Here is a 19,285-nt window from a genome sequence, read left to right on the forward strand (position 1 = left end):
CTGCCGGGCCTCGGCCGTCATGCCGCCCCGTGGAGAGAGTGCACGGGCAGGCCCTGAACGCGGTTGTAGTGTGCAAGAAGCTGCTCGCACACCACCGGCCAGGTGCGTCCGAGCACTCCACGGCGCGCCGCACGCCCGAATTCGTCCCGGACCCCGGGAGCGAGCAGCGCGTCGACGGCTCCGGGCAGCAACTCGGCGAACCGGTCCACGGGCAGGCGGTAACCGTTGCGGCAGTGGGCGACGAGGTCTCGGGGGCCACCTGCGTCCGGCACGATCGCCGGGACTCCGCTCGCCAGTGCTTCCTGCACGGCCTGGCAGAAGGTCTCGTGTTCGCCGGGGTGGACGAACACGTCGAGGCTCGCGTAGGCACGGGCCAGTTCCTCTCCCCCGAGCTGTCCGGTGAACACGGCCGACGGCAGGTGCCGTTCGAGCCGCGACCGTTCGGGACCGTCGCCGACCACGACGAGCTGCAACCGCGGGTCGTGGGCGAGGGTCGCGAGCCGTTCGACATGTTTCTCGGGCGCGAGGCGCCCCACGAAACCCACGATCGGGCGGCCCTCCGGCGCCCAGCGGGCGCGCAGATCCTCGTCCCGCCGGGACGGCGCGAAACGATCGGTGTCGATGCCCCGCGACCAGCGCTGCACGCGCGGGATGCCGTGGGCGACGAGGGCGTCCACAGCGGCGGTCGAGGGCGCGAGGGTGAGATCGCAACCGCGGTGCAGGCGCCGCGTCCATCGCCAGGACGCACGCGCCGCGAGGCCGAGCCCGTAGCTGGAGGCGAATCCGGCCACATCCGTCTGGTAGACCGCGACCGCCGGAACGTCGAGGCGTCCCGCGGCGGCGAGACCGCCGGCACCGAGCACGAACGGGGACGCGAGGTGCACCACGTCCGGTGCGAAATTCCGCAGGACCGGAAGGAGCTCCGGGCCGGGTACACCGATCGGGAGGGAGCTGATCCTCGGTACCCGCACGGCCGGTAGGCGGTGGACGGGTGTCCCGTGATGGTCGGACGGAGCGGGCGGACCACCGGCGACCGTGTCGGGCGCGACGACCAGCGCATCGTGGCCGGTGCGGTCGAGGTGCTCGAGGATGCGGAGCACCGAGTTGGTGACACCGTTGACGTTCGGAAGGAAGGATTCCGCGACGATGGCTACTCGCACCCCGCCAGCGTGGCGAGGTTCCGGGTCGAGCAGGTGCGCCCTCGGTGACCGGCGAGCGAAGTCGCGGCGAACGTTCCGTTCGTCACATCCGCAGCCGCCGATCCTGCCTTCCGCGAGCGGGAGCGGGAGCGACGCCACCCTTCCGCCCGAGCCGGATCAGCAGGGGCGTGGCGATCATCCATGTGACGACGATCACGGATCCGGTGGGGATCAGTGCGACGCGGGCATCGCGTCCGGTCACTCGCACGAGATCGGGATCGCTGCGGGCGTACTCGACGGCGATCCGCTGACCGGCGGTCAACCCCGTCGGGTACAGGACCCCGAGTTCGGGATTGTGCGTGACGCCGTCGGGGGTGACGAAACTCACCGCCGAGCGGAGGGATCCGGCCGAGAGCACCTCCGCGACGGCCGTCCCGGTGTCGGACCGGATGGTGAGGTCGTTGCGGAGTGCGCCGAGGAACAGGATCACCGCGAGACCGGAGATCGCCACCGCGACGACGAGAACCGCGCGCCGCGCGCGCTCGGATCCGCTCACAGCTGCGCTCGCACCGCCGCGTGGAGTTCGCGCAGCCCTGCCCGGTCGGTGGTGACCTCGACGACGCGAACGCCTGCGGGCGGCGGCGCCGTATCGGCGAGGGCCAGAGCGAGTCCCTGCAGATCCACCCGCTCGTGCGGAATTCGGTAGGCCGCGCACAGCGCCGCGAGGTCCATGCCGTGCGGAGTGCCGAAGACACGCTCGAAGACACCCGCGTACTGCGGGTCGCCCTGTTCGAGCAGTTCGAAGATTCCGCCGCCGTCGTCGTTGGCGACGACGATGGTGAGATTCTGCGGACGCGGTTCGGACGGCCCGATGAGCAGACCCGACGCGTCGTGCAGGAAGGTCAGGTCGCCGAGCAGCGCGACGGTCCGTCCCTGCTCGTAGGCCAATGCGGCACCGAGCGCGGTGGACACGGTGCCGTCGATCCCCGCGACACCGCGGTTCGACAGCACCTTCACTTCCGGCTTCGGGTAGCCGACGAGCGCAGCGTCGCGCACCGGATTCGACGCGCCGAGCAGCAGCTGGTCGCCGGGCTTCAAGGCGTCCGTCACGATCGCGGCGACGTGCAGCCCGGTGGGCTTCGGATGCCCGTCGAGCTGGGCGCGCACGGCCTTGTCGGTGTGCGCCGACAGCTGGCGGCACCGTTCGAGCCACGCCTCGTCGGGTGTTCCCGACACCACCGCGCGGGTGCCGGTCGCGATGACGTTGCCCGAGACGTCGGGCCAGCGCGGACCGGTGGTCAGCGCGTACACCGCGACGGCGGGGTCGGCGAGCAGGTTCGACACCGGCCGGTGCAGTGTGGGCCGGCCGGTGATGATCGCCTGCCGCGGCTTCAGGTGCGGCAGCGCCATCGGATGCAGCGGAATGCCGTGCAGCGGGGCAGTGGGTTCGGCGACGGTCGGCAGCCCGGACAGTTCGGAGCGGAGCGCCGAGCCGTGACCGGAGATCACGACCGTGTCGGGGGTCAGGTCGATCTCGAGTGGGACGTCGAGGGTGGCGTGCACCGTCGTGGTCCAGGCCTTGCGGCCGGGACGTCCCTCGGGCACCGGGCCCTTCGCGTCGAGCTCGGGCACGAGCGGTTCGCGCAGCGGGATGTCGAAGTGGACCGGGCCCGCGTTGCCCGATCGGGTCCCCCGGGCAGCGGCGAGGACGCGCGACACCGCCGAACGCCACTGACTGTTCTGCTCGATGCCTTCGGCGAGACCGAGGCTGATGGTCGCGCGCACCTGGCTGCCGAACAATCCGAGCTGCTCGACGGTCTGGTTCGCGCCGGATCCGAGCAACTCGTAAGGACGGTTGGCGCTGAGCACGACCAGCGGCACGCGGGCGTAATTCGCCTCGAGCACGGCCGGCGCGAGGTTGGCCACGGCGGTACCCGAGGTCATGACGACGGGAACGGGACGATCCGAGGCCAGTGCCAGACCGATCGCGAGGAATCCGGCGGTGCGCTCGTCGATACGCATGTGCAGGCGCAGACGCCCCGCGCTGTCGGCGGCCTGGAGCGCGAAGGCGAGTGGCGCGTTGCGCGAGCCCGGGCACAGCACGACGTCCCGGACACCACCCCGGGCGAGTTCGTCGACGACAGCGGTGGCCTGGGCAGTGGACGGATTCACGAAGTCCAGGGTAATTGCGCCGCAAGTGTGGCCGGGGGCAGGTGCGGTCAGAATGGAGCGCGTGCGCACAGTCTTCGATCCCGCCGAGTCGAGCCCGGGCCGCTTCTATCGCCTCCTCACCGCGACAATCGTGCCGAGACCCATCGCGTGGGTGTCCACGGAGGCGGAGGACGGTGTGTTCAATCTCGCGCCGTACAGCTTCTTCACCGTCGCCAGTACCTCACCGCCGGTCGTGCAGTTCACGTCCGTGGGGCGTAAGGACAGTCTGCGGAACATCGAGCAGACGGGCGAGTTCGTGATCAACATCGCGACCGTGCCGTTGATGGAGAAGGTCAACGCCTCGTCGGCGGCGTTCCCGCACGATATCGACGAGTTCACGGAAGTGGGCCTGCACGCCGAGCCGAGCGAGCGGGTGCGGCCGCCGCGGGTCGCGGAGGCGCCCGCGTCGATCGAGTGCCGGCTGCACCGCGTGATCGAGATCGGCGACTCGTTCGTCGTGATGGGTGACGTGCTGGCCGTGACGGTCGATCCGGCGGTGCTGGCGGAGGACGGTGCACCCGACTTCGCGGCCCTCGGCGCGGTGAGTCGGCTGGGACGGGCGGAATGGGGACTGACACCCGAGGTGCGGAGACTCGAACGTCCCGGCACTCCCCGAGGTCGCTCCGAGCCGAAGCGAACATAGGTTAGGCTTCGCTGAACGATTGTCGGGATGCCGTGTGGCGCATCCGTACAACCCACGGAGGGTCGCATGGCGAAGACCACGGGAACCGCGCGGCGCAATCCGTACATCAAGCCGGCCTCCCGGCGCATGGTGCGCGCGCAGGTACTCGCCGCCGAACGGATCAGCCCGACCTTCGTCCGCATCACCGTGGGGGGCGAGGACGTCGACTCGATCGCACCCATGGGTTTCGACCACTGGTTCCGCATGTTCCTCCCCGCCCCGGGCCGGCAGGAACCGACTCTTCCCCGTGCGACCGACGACCGCTGGTGGCCCGAATATCAGGAACTGCCCGAGGAGCGCCGCCCGGTGCTGCGGAACTACACCATCCGCCGCGTGCGACCTGCGGGCGCGGGACTGTTCGGCACGACCTCCGAGATCGAGATCGACTTCGCGTCGCACGGGGATCTGGGTCCGGCATCGGCGTGGGCGGAACGGGCGAAGCCCGGCGACGAGATCGGCATCCTCGACGAGGGCATCAGCACTCTGCCCCTCGACGAAGCACGTTCGTGGCTGCTCGTCGGTGACGAGAGCGCGGTGCCCGCCGTCGCCGGCATCCTCGGGTCGATTCTCGCCGCCGATCCCCTCGCGGCCGTGGAGGTGTTCGTCGAAGTTCCGCACCCCGACGATCTCACCGCCCAGGACCTGCCGACGGGCGAGAACGTGCAGGTGCATCCGGTGATCAGAACGGATGCGCAGGCCGTCCCGGGCAGTCTGGTCGCCGATGCGGTGCGGGAGGCGGCCCCGTCGCCGGATTCCACCCATGCGTTCGTCGCGGGCGAGTCGTCGCTCGCGACCGGCGTGCGCCGCCATCTCGTGCGTGAGTGCGGCTGGGACCGGTCGGCGGTGACCTTCATCGGATATTGGAAGTACGGCGAGCCCGTCTACTGAAGGCCCGAATCCCCCTCGAAACGACGAACGCCGCGGCACCGACCGGCGAACCGGTTCGGGACCGCGACGTTCTGGTGTCGCTGGTGTCGGCGGGTCAGCCCGCGTGCTTCTGGATGAGATCACCCAAGCGCGGCAGCGCCTCGACGACGTGCTTCTTGGCCGAGGGACGCAGCGAGTCGTAGACCTTCTTGACGCCGGCCTTCGACGTGCCGGCGATGCGCTCGTCCGTCACTCCGAGAAGAGCGTCGGCGACGACCTCGCCGCGGGCGACCAGGTAGTCCGAGAACGAACCGTTGCCTGCGTACTCCACCCAGAACGGCTGGAGCTTCTCGACGAATTCGGGCAGAAGACCTTCGACCGCGCCCGGCACGATGCCCGGGCCGACCTTCTTCACTGCTGCGTAGCCACCCTTGAGGGCGAGACCGGACGCACCCTTCTTGTCCGACACCTCAGCATCGATCAGGGCTTCGACGTCTGCCTTGACCGCCGGGAACTTGTCGGCGCCGAGGAGGGCATCGCCCAGAGCTGCAACCACTTTCACTGCCTCCGTAGATGTGACACTTGTGACCGTTGGGACGCGGGGAACGATATACGACGATTCCGCCGCATCACAGTCCGCGTCCGGCGAGCACCGTACGGCAACGCCGCAGCCGTTCGCACCACCACTCGACGCGGTCGGGATCGGCTCGCAGCGCATCGAGCATGTCCGGTTCGGGCGCGACGGGGACGACGTCGAGCGCGCCCTCGGACAGGTGCAGAGCGGGGGCGACATCGGCCTCGAAGAATCCTCCCGTGCCGAGTCCGCAGGCGTAGGGAAGCTCCGGCAGGGCCGCTGCCGCGGCGAGGCCGGTGGCGATGCCCACCGCGGAGTCGAGGGCACTCGAGACGACCACCTCGACGCCGTGACCGGCCAGTTCGCCGGCGAGCGCGACCAGACGTCGGACCCCGCCGAGCGGCGCGACCTTCACGATCGCGACGTCCGCTCCCCCGGCGTGCACGACACGCAGCGGGTCCTCGGCCCGGCGGATGCTCTCGTCCGCGGCGATGCGCACGCCGGGCAGGCGCCGGCGCACCTCGACGAGTTCGGGCACGGTCGCGCACGGCTGCTCGGCGTATTCGAGCGGGGCATCGGCGGTGAGCGCCGTGAGCGCTCGGACGGCCTCGTCCACGCTCCAGCCGCCGTTGGCGTCGATCCGCACGTTCGGTAGGTGTTCGCGCACGGCGCGGACGCGGGCGAGGTCCTGCGCGAGGTCCTGCCCCGGCTCCGCGACCTTCACCTTCGCGGTGCTCGCACCGGGGAAACGGGCGAGCACGTCCGCGACCCGCTCCGGGCCCACGGCGGGCACGGTGGCGTTCACGGCGATCCGGGAACGCCGCGCGGGCGGATACCCCTGCCAGGCGGCCTCGATCGCCGACTGCAACCAATATGCCGCCTCGTCGTCGCCGTACTCGGGGAACGGACCGAATTCTCCCCACCCCGCGGGTCCGCGCAGCAGCAGGACTTCGCGCTCGGTGATACCGCGGAAGCGGACACGCATGGGCAGCGAGACGACGACGGCTCCGTCGAGGAGTTCGTCGGCGGACGGCAGCGGACGGGGGGTCACGGCTGGCCCGGCAGCAGCTGGATCATGAGGGCCTCGCAGTCGGCGAGGAGCGTACCGTCGGTTTCGCGCAATTCGGCCGCACAGAAGATCTTGCGGCCCTCGACGCGCTCGACTCTCCCCTCGACGACGAGTTCGGTCCCGAGCGGCGTGATCTTGCGATAGTTGATGTGGAGATAGCCGGTGCGCGCGATGGGATGCCCCGAGGCGTGGACGACCATGCCGAACAGGTCGTCGAAGAGCAGCGGCAGGGTTCCACCGTGCGCCGCTCCGTTGCCGCCGCGGTGATAGAGCCGGAAGACGCCTCGGGAGCGGACCGATTCCTCGTCGAACTTTTCGATCTGCCAGGGCAGCATCAGCAGGCTGCCGCGACCCGGAAGGTCGGGATTGAAACCGGCCGGGGACCTGCCCTCGGGAACGCGATGGGGAGCGAGCAGATCACCGAGCGCCTCGGCCTGCTCGATCGCGCGGTCGATCACCTCGTCGGGTGCGTGGGTGGACACCGCCAGGTCCTGCAGCCGTCGCAGCGCTTCGACGAATCGACCGTAGTTCGGCCCCGCCTTCACCGGTTCGTAGACCGGGAATCCGCCGTGATGCTCGTAGTCGTCGCGGGGGTCGGTCTGCTCGCTCATGCCTGTGCACGTTATCGGGCCGCAGGTCGCGGCGGACCGGTGCCCGGCCCTTTATGGTGGCGAGGTGACCTTCGATCCAGAACTGTGGCGCCCGGTACCCGGGTTCGAGAACCTCACCGACATCACCTATCACCGACACGTCACGCAGGGCACCGTCCGCGTCGCGTTCGACCGCCCCGAGGTGCGCAACGCGTTCCGCCCGCACACGGTGGACGAGCTCTACCGCACACTCGACCACGCGCGGACCACCTCCGACGTCGGCGTCGTGCTGTTCACGGGCAACGGCCCGAGCCCGAAGGACGGCGGATGGGCGTTCTGCTCCGGCGGCGACCAGCGGATCCGCGGACGCAGCGGCTACCAGTACGCGAGCGGCGAGACCGCCGACACGGTCGACAAGGCCCGTGCCGGCCGCCTCCACATCCTCGAGGTCCAGCGACTGATCCGGTTCATGCCGAAGGTCGTCATCGCGCTGGTCAACGGCTGGGCCGCCGGTGGCGGGCACAGCCTGCACGTCACGTGCGACCTGACACTCGCCTCCCGCGAGCACGCCCGCTTCAAGCAGACCGACGCCGACGTGGGCAGCTTCGACGGCGGCTACGGCAGCGCCTACCTCGCCAAGATGGTCGGCCAGAAGTTCGCGCGCGAGATCTTCTTCCTCGGCGACACCTACACGGCCGAGGAGATGCACCACATGGGTGCGGTCAACAAGGTCGTCGACCACGACGAACTCGAGAACGTCGCGCTGGAGTGGGCGCAGAAGATCAACGGCAAGTCGCCGCAGGCCCAGCGCATGCTCAAGTACGCCTTCAACCTGCAGGACGACGGTCTCGTCGGCCAGCAGTTGTTCGCGGGCGAGGCCACGCGTCTGGCGTACATGACGGACGAAGCGATCGAGGGTCGCGATGCCTTCCTCGAGAAGCGCGACCCGGATTGGTCGCCCTATCCGCATTACTACTGATCCTGACGCGGTGAATCGGGTTTCGCCCCTGCTACAGCAGGCGCACGGCCCGGTTCACCGCGTGAGGCGTGTGATCGTCAGACGCAGTCGCCGCAGAATGCCTGCTCGCCGTCACCCGTGGCGCGACGGCTGTGGTGCTGGACGAGGAAGCAGCCCATGCAGGTGAACTCGTCCGACTGCTTGGGCAGGACCTGGACCGAGAGCTCTTCCGCCGACAGCGCCGACAGGTCGGCGCCGGGCAGATCGAGGGTCTCGAGGATCTCGCCTTCGTCGGTGTCGGCGGCCGCGGTGGGCTTCAGGTCCAGCTCGTCCAGGGCAGTGCCACCGCCGCCCAGGATGTCGGTGGTGCGGGGAGCGTCGTAGTCGGTCGCCATGGCAGTTCTCCTCACTCGATGTCAGCGGTGCCGCGCAGCCACGGCGTGCGGCTGCGACGGACCCGCTGTGGCAGGCCGGCCCTGTCACGGGCACCGTTGCCGTCAGTAATGTCCCAACCGAAGCTTCGTCAAACACATATGTCCAGTTACGTTCGAACCGTGTGCTCTCGGGCACACTGTGGGTCATGACCGACCGCCAGAGTCCGCGAACCGCCCACACCCGCCCGCACGGCGTCTCCGACGCCACCGTCGAAGCGACCGGCAAACTGTCCGAGGCCCTCGAGACCGTCGAGCAGGCGCGGGGCCATCTCTACGCCTTCCACCAGCTGATGGGCCGCGCCGATCTGCTCACCGGCGACGCCGAGGAGCTGATGCGCAAGGCCGGGCACGACGACATCGCCGAGCGACTCGGCACCGAGATCATCGGACGCAACATCGCCGAGGGACGCTGGACCTTCCAGCTCGTCGAGGAGTTCGACGACGGCTACTGGTCGGATTTCCGGAATTTCGAGAAGCAGGTACGCGACGAACTCGTGCAGGGCCGCCGTCACCTGTTCGAAGCCGAGATGAAGGAGTCGCGGCGCACGCACGGCCGCCGGCATCACGAGGCCCGCCCGGCCGAGGAGCAGTGACGTGGAGATCCTCAGCAGCCGCACGATCCTCCGCCCGCGCGATTACGAGGCCGCCCTCGAGTTCTACGGCTCGACGCTCGGGCTGGCCGTCGCGCGGGAGTATCCCGGCGGAACGGTCTTCTTCGCGGGGCAGTCGCTCATCGAGATCGCCGCGCACGGTCGGCCCGACGACACCGGCGAGGTCTTCCACGGTGCCCTGTGGCTCCAGGTGCGCGACGTCTACGGCGCCGAGGCCGAACTGGCGCCGAAGGGTGTGCACATCGTCCGCGGCGCGAAACAGGAGCCGTGGGGGCTGCACGAGCTGTGGGTCGCGGATCCCGACGGGATTCCGATCGTCCTGGTGCACATCCCCGAAGACCATCCGCTGCGCCGCGACCTCCGCTGATCGGATCGAGTTACCCGGCTGCGTCCGGAAGCAGTCCCGCAGCGCCGGTGATCTTGCACACAAGCCATGTGGTCTGCTCTCGACTCCGCGCATGGTCGGAGTCCGAAAGAACCACGGCGGCGCGACGACGCGACACAGAATTCACACCCCCGTCACTGTACATTCACCTGCCCGCTACCCCACAATCGACAGACGTGACCGCAGAGTTCGTCGTGCTCCTGGTGGTGGTCGTCACTGCCCTCGCATTCGATTTCACCAACGGCTTCCACGACACCGGCAATGCCATGGCGACATCCATCGCCACCGGCGCCCTCAAACCGAAAATCGCGGTCACTTTGTCCGCGACCCTCAACCTCGTCGGCGCCTTCCTGTCCGTGGAAGTCGCCGCGACCGTCGCGAAGGGTGTCGTCGACCTCGACACCGTCGGCGGTAGCGATCTGTTGCTCATCGTCTTCGCCGGTCTGGTGGGCGCGATCCTCTGGAATATCGCGACCTGGCTGTTCGGCTTGCCGTCCAGTTCGTCGCACGCCCTGTTCGGCGGTCTCATCGGTGCCGCGCTCGCGTCGATCGGTGTCCAGGGTGTGGTGTGGGACGGCGTACTGGGCAAGGTCCTGCTCCCGGCTGTGCTCGCGCCCGTCATCGCCGCACTCGTGTCGACGGTGGGTATCTGGTCGATGCACCGCCTCACGCGTCCGGTCTCCATCGAGAACCGCGACCGGGGATTCCGGATGGGCCAGATCGGCACCGCCTCCCTGATGTCGCTCGCTCACGGCACCAACGACGCGCAGAAGACCATGGGCGTGATCTTCCTGGCCCTCGTCGCGCACGGCAGCATCACCGCCGACACCGAGATGCCGTTCTGGGTCAAGGTCGCGTGTGCCGTGGCGATCGCCCTGGGCACCTATCTCGGCGGTTGGCGCATCATCCGGACGCTGGGTAAGGGCCTCGTCGAGATCGCCCCGCCGCAGGGCCTGGCCGCCGAGTCGTCCTCGGCGGCGATCATCCTCACCTCGAGCCACTTCGGGCTGCCGCTGTCGACCACGCATGTCGCCACGGGATCGATCCTGGGTACGGGCCTGGGAACCAAGGGCGCCGAGGTGCGCTGGTCGGTGGCACGGCGGATGGTCGTCGCGTGGCTGATCACCCTGCCGTGTGCCGCGGTCGTCGGAGCCGTCTGCTGGGCGATCGCTCATATGATCGGCGGGATGCCCGGTGTTCTCGTGGTCTTCGCCATCCTGTGCGGTCTGGCCCTGTTCATGTGGCTCCGCTCGCGCCGGCAGCCCATCGACGCCTCCAACGTCACCGCCGAGTGGGACGACTCGCTCGCCCCGACGCCGGGTGCCTCCGAAGCGGTCACCGGGGAAGGACGCTCGTGAACCTGCTGACGCACACCCTCGACTCGTTGTGGCAGGTGGTTCTCGTGGGCCTGCTCCTCGGCGCGGGCCTGCCCTGCCTCTTCGCGCTGGGGGTCCGCGCGCTCGACACCGGTCGCGGCAGCGACGGCACCCCGAATCCCGCGGCCAGGACCGCGGCCGTGCTGTGCTTCGCCGTAGTGGCCTGTGCAGTCCTGGCAGGAATCCTCCTGCTGGCCGACGACTTCCTCGCCGGAACGTTCGGCATCGACATCTTCTGATCGGAGTGACGGGTGGCCCTCCCGCCGTTTCTCGCTTCCATCGTCGAGTGGCTCCGCGCCGGTTACCCCGAAGGGGTGCCGGAGCAGGACTACGTACCCTTGTTCGCGCTGCTCGCGCGGCGCCTGTCCGACGAGGAGGTCGCCCAGGTCGCGGACACGCTGATCGAGGACGGCGACCTCTCGATCACCCGCATCGACATCGCAGTCCTGATCAGCAAGATCACCAACAACATGCCGTCGCCCGACGACGTGGACCGGGTCCGCCGCCAACTCGAGGCGGGCGGATGGGACACGACACAATACGATCTGTGACCACACTCGAGCTTCTTCCCGTCCCCGCCGGGGCCGCCGTCCGCTCCGTGCTGCCCGGCCTGCGGCGGATGCTCGACGGTGACGGACCGGCACTGCTCCCCGTCCCTGCCGGGGACGAACGGGAGACACTCCGGCTCACCGACGCGCTGCACCCGGGTGAGCCTGTCGCGGACGGCGTCGGCCTGGTGGTCGCAACCTCCGGCACGACCGGCACCCCGAAAGGCGCCCTGCTCTCCGCGGACGCACTGCGTGCGAGCGGCGACGCCACCCACGCCCGGCTGGGCGGAACGGGCTCGTGGCTGCTGGCGCTGCCCGCCCATCACATCGCGGGCATACAGGTGCTGCTGCGCAGCCTCCTCGCGGGAACCGAACCCGTCGTCGTCGACGTGTCCGCCGGTTTCGATCCCGAGGTTCTGCCGGAAGCGGTGGACGCCGTACCGGGCCCTCGCCGGTACAGCTCGATGGTCCCCACCCAGCTGATCAAGGCTCTCGACCATCCCGACGCGACCGCGGCGCTCGCCCGCCTCGACGCGATCCTGCTGGGCGGTGCCGCGACTCCCGTGCCGGTCCTGGAACGCGCCCGTGCGGCCGGAATCACGGTGGTCCGTACCTACGGCATGAGCGAGACCTGCGGCGGCTGCGTCTACGACGGCGTGCCCCTCGACGGGGTGCAGGTGCGGGTCGACACCGACTCGCGCGTGTGGCTCGGCGGCGCGACCCTCGCCTCGGGTTACCGGAACCTGCCCGACCATCCGGCCTTCGCCGAACCCGGCTGGTTCCGCACCGACGATGCGGGCACGTTCGAGAACGGGGTCCTGCACATTCTGGGACGACTCGACGAAGCCATCTCGACCGGTGGTCTCACGGTGGTCCCGCAGGTGGTCGAGGCCGTACTCGTCGAGCACCCGGCCGTACGGGAAGTCGCGGTGGTGGGTCTGCCCGACACCCGGCTCGGTCAGCGCGTCGCGGCGGTCGTCGTGCCCGTTCCCGGCGCCGTACCGACGCTCGCGGAGCTCCGCGACCACGTCACGGCGACGCTCGACGCGACCGCTGCGCCGCGTGAGCTGCAGGTCGTGGACGCACTGCCTCTGCGCGGACCGGGCAAGGTGGATCGCCGGGCACTGATCTCGCGATTCTCCTGACAGGTGCGCTCGAGGCCGACGGGTGTGCTCGACGCGGTGGCCGGGCCCGGGTGCGAAGATCGACCCATGGCAACGGCTGGTCAATGGCTCGAAGGCGCTCGTCCGCGCACCCTCCCCAACGCGATAGCGCCCGTCCTGGCAGGAACGGGAGCAGCGGCGTGGCTCGGCGAGGCCGTGTGGTGGAAGGCACTGCTCGCGCTGGTCGTCGCGCTCGGACTGATCATCGGCGTGAACTTCGCCAACGACTACTCCGACGGTATCCGCGGCACCGACGACGAGCGGGTCGGCCCGATGCGGCTGGTCGGCTCGGGCGCAGCGAGCCCCGGCGCCGTCAAGCGCGCGGCGTTCGTGTGCTTCGGTATCGCGGCGGTCGCGGGACTCGCCCTCGCTCTCACCACCGCGTGGTGGCTCGTCCTCGTCGGCGCGGTCTGCATCGCCGGTGCCTGGTACTACACCGGCGGAAAGAACCCCTACGGCTACAGCGGCTTCGGGGAGATCGGCGTGTTCGTCTTCTTCGGGCTCGTCGCAGTGCTGGGCACACAGTTCGTCCAGGCCGGTCGCATGGACCGGGTGGGCCTGGCGTGCGCGATCGCCGTCGGCTCGATCTCGACGGCCGTGCTGGTCACGAACAATCTCCGCGACATCGCCACGGACACGGAGACCGGCAAGCGGACCCTCGCGGTCAAGCTGGGCGACCCGAGGACCCGCACACTGCACCTGGTGCTGGTCGTCGTGCCGTTCGTGATGTCGCTCGTGCTGGTCGCGGCGACGCCCTGGGCGCTCGCCGGCTTCCTCGCCGCGCCGTTCGCGATCCGCGCGCACAAGCCGGTCCGGGCCGGTGCTCTCGGTCTCGCGCTGATTCCGGCGTTGAGCGATTCGGGTGTCGCGATGCTGGTGTGGGCGGTGGCCACCGCACCCGCGCTGGCCTTCGGCTGACCGTGACGCGGGCGCGGAGACGGGAGGTCAGTCCCCGTCGGGCACGACCAGTCCGAGGACGAAGTTGACGATCGCGATGATCACGCCGCCCCACAGGGCGGCCCAGAACCCGTCGATCGTGAGCCCGTACTCGGTGAATCCGCTCAGCCACGCGGTGAGCAGCAGCATCAACGCGTTGACGACCAGCAGGAACAACCCGAGGGTGAGAATCACCAGCGGCAGCGACAGCAGCTTCACCAGTGGTTTCACGAGTGCGTTGACGATCGTGAAGATGAGTGCGAGGACGACGAGGGTGACGACCTTGCGGGTCGTGTCGGATGTGCCCGCGGCATCGGTGTAATCGATCCCGTCGACCAGCTCGACCGCGAGCCACAATCCGACCGCGTTGATGATCAACCGCAGTATCAGAGAAATCATGGTGCCACTGTGGCACACGGCGCCCGGTCCCGGAACGGGCGAATCGGGCGGGTGCAGGAGTCCCCCTCCCCTCAGGGGTCTCTCAGCGACGCTCGGTAGCGTCGACGAGCGTGCGTTCACGTCTTCTCCCCCTGTTCCTCGCCGTGGCCGGACTGCTCCTCGTGGGCACGGGTGCGGTGTTCGCCTGGACCGATCACCCCGAGCCGGCGGTCGCGGCCGCTGCGGACCGACCGGCCCCCTCGGCGGACGGCGTCGACGAGGCCCGAAGCGATCTTCAGCGGGCCGGACTGCCGTTGTCGGTGCTCGGCGGCGGGGTCGGGCAGCTGACGGAGGGCAGTACCCAGCTCGACGACGGCGCCCGGCAACTGTCGGACGGCCTCCGGCAGGCACGCGCCGGCGGTGAGCAGCTGGCCGACGGCCTCGGGCAGCTCGACGGCGGTGTCGACATGCTCGGCGACGGTGCTCGTCAGGTCAGCGGCGGCGTCGACGAGGTCGTCGACCGGCTCTCCGGTTTCGGAGAGATGCAAGGGGACGTGACCGCCCGGCTCACCTCCGTCGCCGCCACGCTCGGCGCGTCACCGGATCCGATCTCCCGGAACGCGGCCGCCCAGCTCCGCGGGCTCGTCGAGACCCTGGACACGCAGGGCCTCGGACCGGACACCCTCGACCAGCTCGGACAGTTGCGCGACGGCGCGCAGCAGCTCGCCTACGAACTCACCGATCCGAACGCGCAGTTCGTCGCGGGTATGGCGCAGGCGGCCGACGGGTCGCGGCAGCTACGCGACGGTCTCGTCCTTCTCGACGACGGCGGACGGGCCCTCACGGACGGCACAGGCCGGCTCGTCGACGGTGTCGGCCCGGTGGCCGATGTCGTCGGCGGCATCGCGGACAACGTCCGGTCGGCGACGGAAGCACTGCCACGCACCGCGGCGGGCGATTCCGCGGCCACGCAGGCCACGACCGTCCAGGCCGAAGCGGCGGCCGTGACGGCCGATCGTCTCCGGTGGCCGTTCGCCATGATCGCGATCGGCACCCTCCTGCTCGTCGCGGCGACGGTCGTACCGCTCGTCGCCGCCCGGCCCGTTGCTCCCTCGCCGGCGCAGGCCGGCCGGTAGCACCGTCCGGAAGGCGGCGTCAGGCGGCGTCGAGGTGCGTGTTCAGCAGTTGCCGTAGCTCGTCGCGCGGAATCCGCGATTCGACGAGAGCGGTGGTCGGCGGATCGTCGCTGCGCAGCAGCCCGAGCAGGATGTGCTCGGGACGGATGACGCGTTCGCGGCGTGCGATCGCCTCTCGCAACGCGAGTTCGAGCGACTTCTTCGCGGCCCGGTCGAACGGGATGTGGCCGCAGCGGTGCGCGGCGCCCCGGCGGTCGGCACTTCCCCGATCGAGCACTCCCTCACCGAAGACGGCCTCGACGCGGGTGCGTACCTCGTCGAGATCGATCCCGATCGCTTCGAGCGCCGCGGCGTCCTCGTCCCCCAGCGGCGAGTCGGCGGTACGGGCGGCGCGTTCGGAACGCAGCCCGTCGACCGTCAGGCCGGCCTCCGCGAGCAGTACCCGGAGCGGTTCGTCCGCGGTGACGGCGACCCCGATCAGAAGGTGTGACGCCTCGATCCGGGGGTCGTGCACGCGGATCGCCTCTTGCTGGGCTGCCACGACGCCGGACCTGGCACCGTCGGCGAATCGTTCGAACATGTCGATCACCTGCGCTTCCGGGTGTGTTTCTGATGCACCGCCTGGCGGCTGACCCCGAGTTCGTCTGCGATGGCCTGCCAGGACCAGCCCCGCTCGCGGGCGTTCGCCACCTGGACCTCCTCGAGCCGTTCGAGCAGTCGGCGCAGGGCACGCACGGCGTGTAGGCCCACTGCGGGATCGGAACTCGCGGCGGCAGCGGCGAGGGTGGTGGCTTCACTCATATTGTCAATATAGGTTGACAATCGGGATGCGTCAACGAAAATTGACAACGGCCCGGTGCGCAGGTAGCAGAGGTTCTACCGGGGCCAACGGCCGGTGGCCGAGAACTTCTCCAGCACCGCGAGCGGCCCGGCGAGGTCCATCCCCTCGGCGGCGACCCACTCGTCGGAGAAGTAGGTGTCGGCGTAACGCTCACCGCCGTCGCACAGCAACGTCACGACACTGCCCTCGCGGCCCGCGGCGAGCATCTCGGCGATCAGGCCGAAGGCTCCCCACAGGTTCGTGCCCGTCGAGCCGCCCACGCGACGCCCGAGCGTGGCACTCGCGTGCCGCATCGCAGCGATCGATGCCGCATCGGGCACCCGCACCATCCGGTCGACGACCTCGGGCACGAAGGACGGCTCGACGCGCGGACGTCCGATCCCTTCGATGCGCGAGGACATCCCGGTGGTGTAGTCGGCCGATCCCGTCTCGTATCCGCCGAAGAACGCGGAGTTCTCCGGATCGACGACGGCCAACCGCGTCCGATGCCGGCGGTAGCGGATGTATCGGCCCAGGGTCGCGCTCGTGCCGCCGGTCCCGGCGCCGACGACGATCCACTCCGGCACGGGATGACGCTCGAGGCGCATCTGCGAGTAGATGCTCTCGGCGATGTTGTTGTTGCCGCGCCAGTCGGTGACCCGCTCGGCGTTCGTGAACTGGTCCATGAAGCATCCGCCGAGCTCGTCGGCGAGCCGCTGCGCCTCGGTGTAGATCTCCGGCGGCTGATCGATGTAGTGGCACCGGCCGCCCTGCGCCTCGATGAGCGCCACCTTCGCAGGCGACGTGCGACGCGGCACGACCGCCACGAAGTCGAGGCCGAGAAGTCGCGCGAAATACGCCTCACTCACGGCCGTGGAACCGGACGATGCCTCGATGATCGGAGTTCCCTCTCGGATCCAGCCGTTGCACAGGGCATAGAGGAACAGCGAGCGCGCCAGACGGTGCTTGAGGCTGCCCGTGATGTGCGTCGACTCGTCCTTGAGATAGAGATCGATGCGCCAGTCCCCCGGGAGCGGGTAGCGGAGGAGATGGGTGTCGGCGCTGCGCTGGGCGTCGGCCTCGATGAGCCGGACGGCGTTGTCGACCCAGTCCCGGGCTGCGCTGCGGTCGACGACCGCTCCGGTCGTGGTCACCGCCCGTTCTCGCCGCGCATGCGCTTCTCGAGGTCGGCTCGGTCGGTGCGGCGACGCTCGTCGACCGCGGCGATGCCCTCGTTGACACGACGCCGGAGCGCGGAGAACAGCACGAGCGAGACGGGCAGCGCGATGAGCACTCCGAACAGGGCGGCGACGAGGAGCGGGATTTCCACCCCGAACACACGGGGAACGTAGAGAATGAGCAGAGTGAGCACGACCACGAGAGCGAGCCGGGCCACCGAGTACAACGCGACGTCCCGGATCAGGGACCCGGTCCCCGTCCGGCGGCCGTCGGCCGTGGCACCCCCGCCACGAGGGTGTGGGGCGCGCTGGGAAGGGGTATCCGAGGGTTCGTTCCGGCGTTCGTCGTTCACCAGTCCAGGTTAACCGGCCGTCGGGACCACGAGTTCGGAGACGATTGCCGGAAGTCGGACATCCGTCCGTTTTGTCTATTACTTCCGCTTTACCAACCGTAGACCGTTCGAGCAACCAGGGGTGTCGGTGCCACCATGGGCTTGGACATCCCGATCGAACAACTCGATCGCGTCGAACAACTCGATCACGACAACCGGGAGGACATTCGCAATGAGCGCACCCACTTTCAACGGCGCGAAGGAATCCCTGCTGACCCCGGGTCAGGTGGCGGCCCTGTTCCATGTGGATCCCAAGACCGTCACCCGGTGGGCCCACGCCGGCCGATTGGGCTCGCTGCGGACCCCGGGCGGACACCGCCGCTTCCGTGAGTCGGAGGTCCTGGCACTCCTCCGCTCGCTCACCACCGAAGCAACGCGCTGATCGGAGCACGCACGACTCTTCGAGTCGGCACATCGCACTTCCGGCGTGCACCTACCGGGCACCGTCCGCCCACTCGCGGAACCCACGTGCCGGACCCGGTTCCGCACACATAGACTGTGGACGAACCGTGCTGCGCGCGCCGCAGCCCGGAAGGTGCACGGCGAGGGCGCATCCTCGTCCGGCACTGCCACGGTCAGGAGGTGCAACGTGCTCTATCTGTTGGCACTCATCGGTGCGGTGACCCTCGCCGTCCTGCTGTGGAAGGCGTACGGTCCCGCATCTCGTCCGCCGACCCGCGTGGTCGGCCCGGACGACGATCCCGACTTCCTGTGGAAGGTCGATCGCGAGGTGCACCGCCGCCGCAGCGGCGACGGCACGACCGAGTCCGATCAGGAGCGGGGCGACTGACCGCTCGCACTGCGGACCGAACCACCGGCCGAACCGTCGCGTCCCTGCGCGTCGCGCCACCGGCCCTCGTTCCGCTGGGCGCCGAAACCGTCTGCGATATCCGCGGCGAGTCCGAGGAGGGCACGCCGCGTTCTCCTGTGCACCCGCTCCAGGTCGATCTCCGCGCCTTCTTCGAGGTGGGGATCGAAAGGTAGGACGTGTACCGTGCGGCAACGCTGTTCGAAATGCCGCACCACGAGGTCGAGATCGACCTTGCCCGATCCCGGCCGCACCGCGTTGACCACGGCCACCGATCGCTCGACGAGTTCGCGGTAACCGTGTGCGTCGAGCCAGTCGAGCGTCGCCGAGGCGCTGCGGGCGCCGTCCACCGAACCCGAACTGATCACGACCAGCGTGTCGGCGTTCTCGAGGATCGCGCTCATGGCCGAGTGCATGAGTCCGGTCCCGCAATCCGTGAGCACGATGCTGTAGAACCGGTCGAGCAGGCCCAGCGTCCGCTCGTAGTCGCCGGCGCTGAACGCCTCGGAGACCGCCGGGTCGGTGTCCGAGGCGAGCACCTCGAGACGGTGCGTGTTCTGCGAGGTGTAGGCGCGGACGTCCGCGTACGTCTCGAGCAGTGCCTGGTCGCGCAGCAGTGTGCGCACGGTGGCCGGAGTCTGGTCGGCCACCTTCTGGCTCAGCGTGCCCCGGTCCGGATTCGCGTCGACCGCGACGACCCGATCACCGCGCAGCTCTGCGAAGGTCGAGCCGAGGGTGACCGTCGTGGTCGTCTTCCCCACCCCGCCCTTGAGGCTCAGCAGGGCGATCCGATGGCAGCCGTACAACGGTGCACGGACCCGCTCGGCCAGCTCGTCCTTGCGTTGCTGCCGGAAACTCTCCCCGACGTGGACGCGACCACCGGTCGCCCGGTGGACCACCCGCCGCCAGCCCTTCCGCGGCGGGGCTGCGACCGGCCGTACCAACAGCGACGAATCCAGCGCTGTCGCATCCAGAGCGTTCCCGTCGAGCCCCCACGACTCGATACCGGACCCATCCACCGCGTTCTCCC

Annotated in this window: 26 protein-coding genes; 13 read left to right on the forward strand and 13 right to left on the reverse strand. The window is 69.6% G+C overall.

Annotation, left to right across the window (positions count from 1 at the left end):
* Window positions 1-17: 17 nt before the first annotated feature.
* From PV766_RS15150 to menD, 3 genes are all read right to left on the reverse strand, one after another.
* Window positions 18-1,160: a glycosyltransferase family 4 protein gene (locus tag PV766_RS15150; RefSeq protein WP_064062586.1), complete on the reverse strand. Its 1,143-nt coding sequence runs from the start codon at window positions 1,158-1,160 to the stop codon at window positions 18-20.
* 82 nt (window positions 1,161-1,242) lie between these two features.
* Entirely contained in the window at window positions 1,243-1,695 is a 453-nt protein-coding gene (locus tag PV766_RS15155; RefSeq protein WP_064062587.1) for a DUF3592 domain-containing protein, read from the reverse strand.
* Window positions 1,692-3,311 carry a 2-succinyl-5-enolpyruvyl-6-hydroxy-3-cyclohexene-1-carboxylic-acid synthase gene (menD, locus tag PV766_RS15160; RefSeq protein WP_421097312.1) on the reverse strand — a complete coding sequence of 540 codons (1,620 nt, stop codon included), beginning with the start codon at window positions 3,309-3,311 and terminating at the stop codon, window positions 1,692-1,694. The genes PV766_RS15155 and menD overlap by 4 nt, the downstream gene beginning before the upstream one ends.
* A 52-nt stretch (window positions 3,312-3,363) precedes the next feature.
* Here menD and PV766_RS15165 point away from each other — a divergent pair, with 52 nt between their 5' ends.
* Window positions 3,364-3,993: a flavin reductase family protein gene (locus PV766_RS15165; protein ID WP_255161464.1), complete on the forward strand. Its 630-nt coding sequence runs from the start codon at window positions 3,364-3,366 to the stop codon at window positions 3,991-3,993.
* A gap of 66 nt (window positions 3,994-4,059) precedes the next feature.
* On the forward strand, window positions 4,060-4,920 hold the full coding sequence (locus PV766_RS15170; RefSeq protein WP_165369263.1) for a siderophore-interacting protein: 861 nt from the start codon (window positions 4,060-4,062) through the stop codon (window positions 4,918-4,920).
* Between the two features lie 94 nt (window positions 4,921-5,014).
* Here PV766_RS15170 and PV766_RS15175 read toward each other — a convergent pair whose 3' ends face one another.
* From PV766_RS15175 to PV766_RS15185, 3 genes are all read right to left on the reverse strand, one after another.
* Window positions 5,015-5,455, reverse strand: coding sequence for a DUF6918 family protein (locus PV766_RS15175; RefSeq protein ID WP_016933854.1), 441 nt, complete (start codon window positions 5,453-5,455; stop codon window positions 5,015-5,017).
* 73 nt (window positions 5,456-5,528) lie between these two features.
* Window positions 5,529-6,524 (reverse strand): o-succinylbenzoate synthase, encoded by a 996-nt coding sequence (locus tag PV766_RS15180; RefSeq protein ID WP_421097313.1) that lies wholly within the window; start codon window positions 6,522-6,524, stop codon window positions 5,529-5,531.
* A complete protein-coding gene (locus PV766_RS15185; protein WP_064062591.1) occupies window positions 6,521-7,153 on the reverse strand; it encodes a PaaI family thioesterase in 633 nt (210 codons plus the stop codon). The genes PV766_RS15180 and PV766_RS15185 overlap by 4 nt, the downstream gene beginning before the upstream one ends.
* 64 nt (window positions 7,154-7,217) lie before the next feature.
* Here PV766_RS15185 and PV766_RS15190 point away from each other — a divergent pair, with 64 nt between their 5' ends.
* Entirely contained in the window at window positions 7,218-8,111 is an 894-nt protein-coding gene (locus PV766_RS15190; protein ID WP_016933851.1) for a 1,4-dihydroxy-2-naphthoyl-CoA synthase, read from the forward strand.
* Window positions 8,112-8,188: 77 nt separating this feature from the next.
* Here PV766_RS15190 and PV766_RS15195 read toward each other — a convergent pair whose 3' ends face one another.
* Complete coding sequence (locus tag PV766_RS15195; protein ID WP_016933850.1) at window positions 8,189-8,485, reverse strand: DUF4193 domain-containing protein; 297 nt, start codon at window positions 8,483-8,485, stop codon at window positions 8,189-8,191.
* 185 nt (window positions 8,486-8,670) lie between these two features.
* Here PV766_RS15195 and PV766_RS15200 point away from each other — a divergent pair, with 185 nt between their 5' ends.
* From PV766_RS15200 to PV766_RS15230, 7 genes are all read left to right on the forward strand, one after another.
* The gene (locus PV766_RS15200; protein ID WP_232284743.1) at window positions 8,671-9,117 is read left to right on the forward strand and encodes a hypothetical protein; all 447 of its coding nucleotides are present in this window, start codon (window positions 8,671-8,673) and stop codon (window positions 9,115-9,117) included.
* Between the two features lies 1 nt (window position 9,118).
* A complete protein-coding gene (locus tag PV766_RS15205; protein ID WP_421097314.1) occupies window positions 9,119-9,502 on the forward strand; it encodes a VOC family protein in 384 nt (127 codons plus the stop codon).
* Between the two features lie 194 nt (window positions 9,503-9,696).
* On the forward strand, window positions 9,697-10,878 hold the full coding sequence (locus PV766_RS15210) for an inorganic phosphate transporter (protein ID WP_064062593.1): 1,182 nt from the start codon (window positions 9,697-9,699) through the stop codon (window positions 10,876-10,878).
* Window positions 10,875-11,135, forward strand: coding sequence for a hypothetical protein (locus tag PV766_RS15215; RefSeq protein ID WP_421097315.1), 261 nt, complete (start codon window positions 10,875-10,877; stop codon window positions 11,133-11,135). Before PV766_RS15210 ends, PV766_RS15215 begins: the two co-directional genes overlap by 4 nt.
* A gap of 12 nt (window positions 11,136-11,147) precedes the next feature.
* Window positions 11,148-11,447: a DUF3349 domain-containing protein gene (locus PV766_RS15220; protein ID WP_016934446.1), complete on the forward strand. Its 300-nt coding sequence runs from the start codon at window positions 11,148-11,150 to the stop codon at window positions 11,445-11,447.
* Window positions 11,420-12,589: an o-succinylbenzoate--CoA ligase gene (gene menE, locus PV766_RS15225; RefSeq protein ID WP_421097316.1), complete on the forward strand. Its 1,170-nt coding sequence runs from the start codon at window positions 11,420-11,422 to the stop codon at window positions 12,587-12,589. The genes PV766_RS15220 and menE overlap by 28 nt, the downstream gene beginning before the upstream one ends.
* A gap of 66 nt (window positions 12,590-12,655) precedes the next feature.
* Window positions 12,656-13,525, forward strand: a complete 870-nt coding sequence (locus PV766_RS15230) for a 1,4-dihydroxy-2-naphthoate polyprenyltransferase (RefSeq protein ID WP_371053377.1) — start codon at window positions 12,656-12,658, stop codon at window positions 13,523-13,525.
* Window positions 13,526-13,552: 27 nt separating this feature from the next.
* Here PV766_RS15230 and PV766_RS15235 read toward each other — a convergent pair whose 3' ends face one another.
* Complete coding sequence (locus PV766_RS15235) at window positions 13,553-13,942, reverse strand: phage holin family protein (protein ID WP_064062597.1); 390 nt, start codon at window positions 13,940-13,942, stop codon at window positions 13,553-13,555.
* Window positions 13,943-14,052: 110 nt separating this feature from the next.
* Here PV766_RS15235 and PV766_RS15240 point away from each other — a divergent pair, with 110 nt between their 5' ends.
* On the forward strand, window positions 14,053-15,057 hold the full coding sequence (locus PV766_RS15240) for a hypothetical protein (protein ID WP_421097317.1): 1,005 nt from the start codon (window positions 14,053-14,055) through the stop codon (window positions 15,055-15,057).
* Between the two features lie 19 nt (window positions 15,058-15,076).
* Here the strand turns inward: PV766_RS15240 and PV766_RS15245 are convergent, their stop codons facing one another.
* The 4 genes from PV766_RS15245 to PV766_RS15260 form a co-directional block, all read right to left on the reverse strand.
* Window positions 15,077-15,637 (reverse strand): Clp protease N-terminal domain-containing protein, encoded by a 561-nt coding sequence (locus PV766_RS15245; protein ID WP_421097318.1) that lies wholly within the window; start codon window positions 15,635-15,637, stop codon window positions 15,077-15,079.
* A gap of 5 nt (window positions 15,638-15,642) precedes the next feature.
* Window positions 15,643-15,858: a helix-turn-helix domain-containing protein gene (locus PV766_RS15250; protein WP_421097319.1), complete on the reverse strand. Its 216-nt coding sequence runs from the start codon at window positions 15,856-15,858 to the stop codon at window positions 15,643-15,645.
* A gap of 75 nt (window positions 15,859-15,933) precedes the next feature.
* A complete protein-coding gene (locus PV766_RS15255) occupies window positions 15,934-17,031 on the reverse strand; it encodes a PLP-dependent cysteine synthase family protein (protein WP_421097320.1) in 1,098 nt (365 codons plus the stop codon).
* Window positions 17,028-17,411 (reverse strand): DUF4229 domain-containing protein, encoded by a 384-nt coding sequence (locus tag PV766_RS15260; protein ID WP_421097356.1) that lies wholly within the window; start codon window positions 17,409-17,411, stop codon window positions 17,028-17,030. Before PV766_RS15260 ends, PV766_RS15255 begins: the two co-directional genes overlap by 4 nt.
* Window positions 17,412-17,619: 208 nt before the next feature.
* On the opposite strand from PV766_RS15260, the gene PV766_RS15265 reads away from it, so the two are divergent.
* A complete protein-coding gene (locus PV766_RS15265; protein ID WP_006552323.1) occupies window positions 17,620-17,829 on the forward strand; it encodes a BldC family transcriptional regulator in 210 nt (69 codons plus the stop codon).
* A gap of 207 nt (window positions 17,830-18,036) precedes the next feature.
* On the forward strand, window positions 18,037-18,237 hold the full coding sequence (locus tag PV766_RS15270) for a hypothetical protein (protein ID WP_016932633.1): 201 nt from the start codon (window positions 18,037-18,039) through the stop codon (window positions 18,235-18,237).
* Here the strand turns inward: PV766_RS15270 and PV766_RS15275 are convergent.
* On the reverse strand, window positions 18,219-19,274 hold the full coding sequence (locus PV766_RS15275; protein WP_064062601.1) for a MinD/ParA family ATP-binding protein: 1,056 nt from the start codon (window positions 19,272-19,274) through the stop codon (window positions 18,219-18,221). The genes PV766_RS15270 and PV766_RS15275 overlap by 19 nt on opposite strands.
* Window positions 19,275-19,285 lie beyond the last annotated feature (11 nt).

The sequence above is a fragment of the Rhodococcus sp. As11 genome, assembly GCF_048957735.1.
Lineage (GTDB): Bacteria > Actinomycetota > Actinomycetes > Mycobacteriales > Mycobacteriaceae > Rhodococcus > Rhodococcus gordoniae.

What these genes read in the sequence shown, in the direction of transcription:
- PV766_RS15200 (WP_232284743.1), top strand. Translation starts at nt 8,671, where the DNA reads ATGACCGACCGCCAGAGTCCGCGAACCGCCCACACCCGCCCGCACGGC.
- PV766_RS15185 (WP_064062591.1), bottom strand. Translation starts at nt 7,153, where the DNA reads ATGAGCGAGCAGACCGACCCCCGCGACGACTACGAGCATCACGGCGGA.
- PV766_RS15265 (WP_006552323.1), top strand. Translation starts at nt 17,620, where the DNA reads ATGAGCGCACCCACTTTCAACGGCGCGAAGGAATCCCTGCTGACCCCG.
- PV766_RS15245 (WP_421097318.1), bottom strand. Translation starts at nt 15,637, where the DNA reads ATGTTCGAACGATTCGCCGACGGTGCCAGGTCCGGCGTCGTGGCAGCC.
- PV766_RS15165 (WP_255161464.1), top strand. Translation starts at nt 3,364, where the DNA reads ATGGAGCGCGTGCGCACAGTCTTCGATCCCGCCGAGTCGAGCCCGGGC.
- PV766_RS15250 (WP_421097319.1), bottom strand. Translation starts at nt 15,858, where the DNA reads ATGAGTGAAGCCACCACCCTCGCCGCTGCCGCCGCGAGTTCCGATCCC.
- PV766_RS15235 (WP_064062597.1), bottom strand. Translation starts at nt 13,942, where the DNA reads ATGATTTCTCTGATACTGCGGTTGATCATCAACGCGGTCGGATTGTGG.
- PV766_RS15170 (WP_165369263.1), top strand. Translation starts at nt 4,060, where the DNA reads ATGGCGAAGACCACGGGAACCGCGCGGCGCAATCCGTACATCAAGCCG.
- menE (WP_421097316.1), top strand. Translation starts at nt 11,420, where the DNA reads ATGGGACACGACACAATACGATCTGTGACCACACTCGAGCTTCTTCCC.
- PV766_RS15230 (WP_371053377.1), top strand. Translation starts at nt 12,656, where the DNA reads ATGGCAACGGCTGGTCAATGGCTCGAAGGCGCTCGTCCGCGCACCCTC.
- PV766_RS15195 (WP_016933850.1), bottom strand. Translation starts at nt 8,485, where the DNA reads ATGGCGACCGACTACGACGCTCCCCGCACCACCGACATCCTGGGCGGC.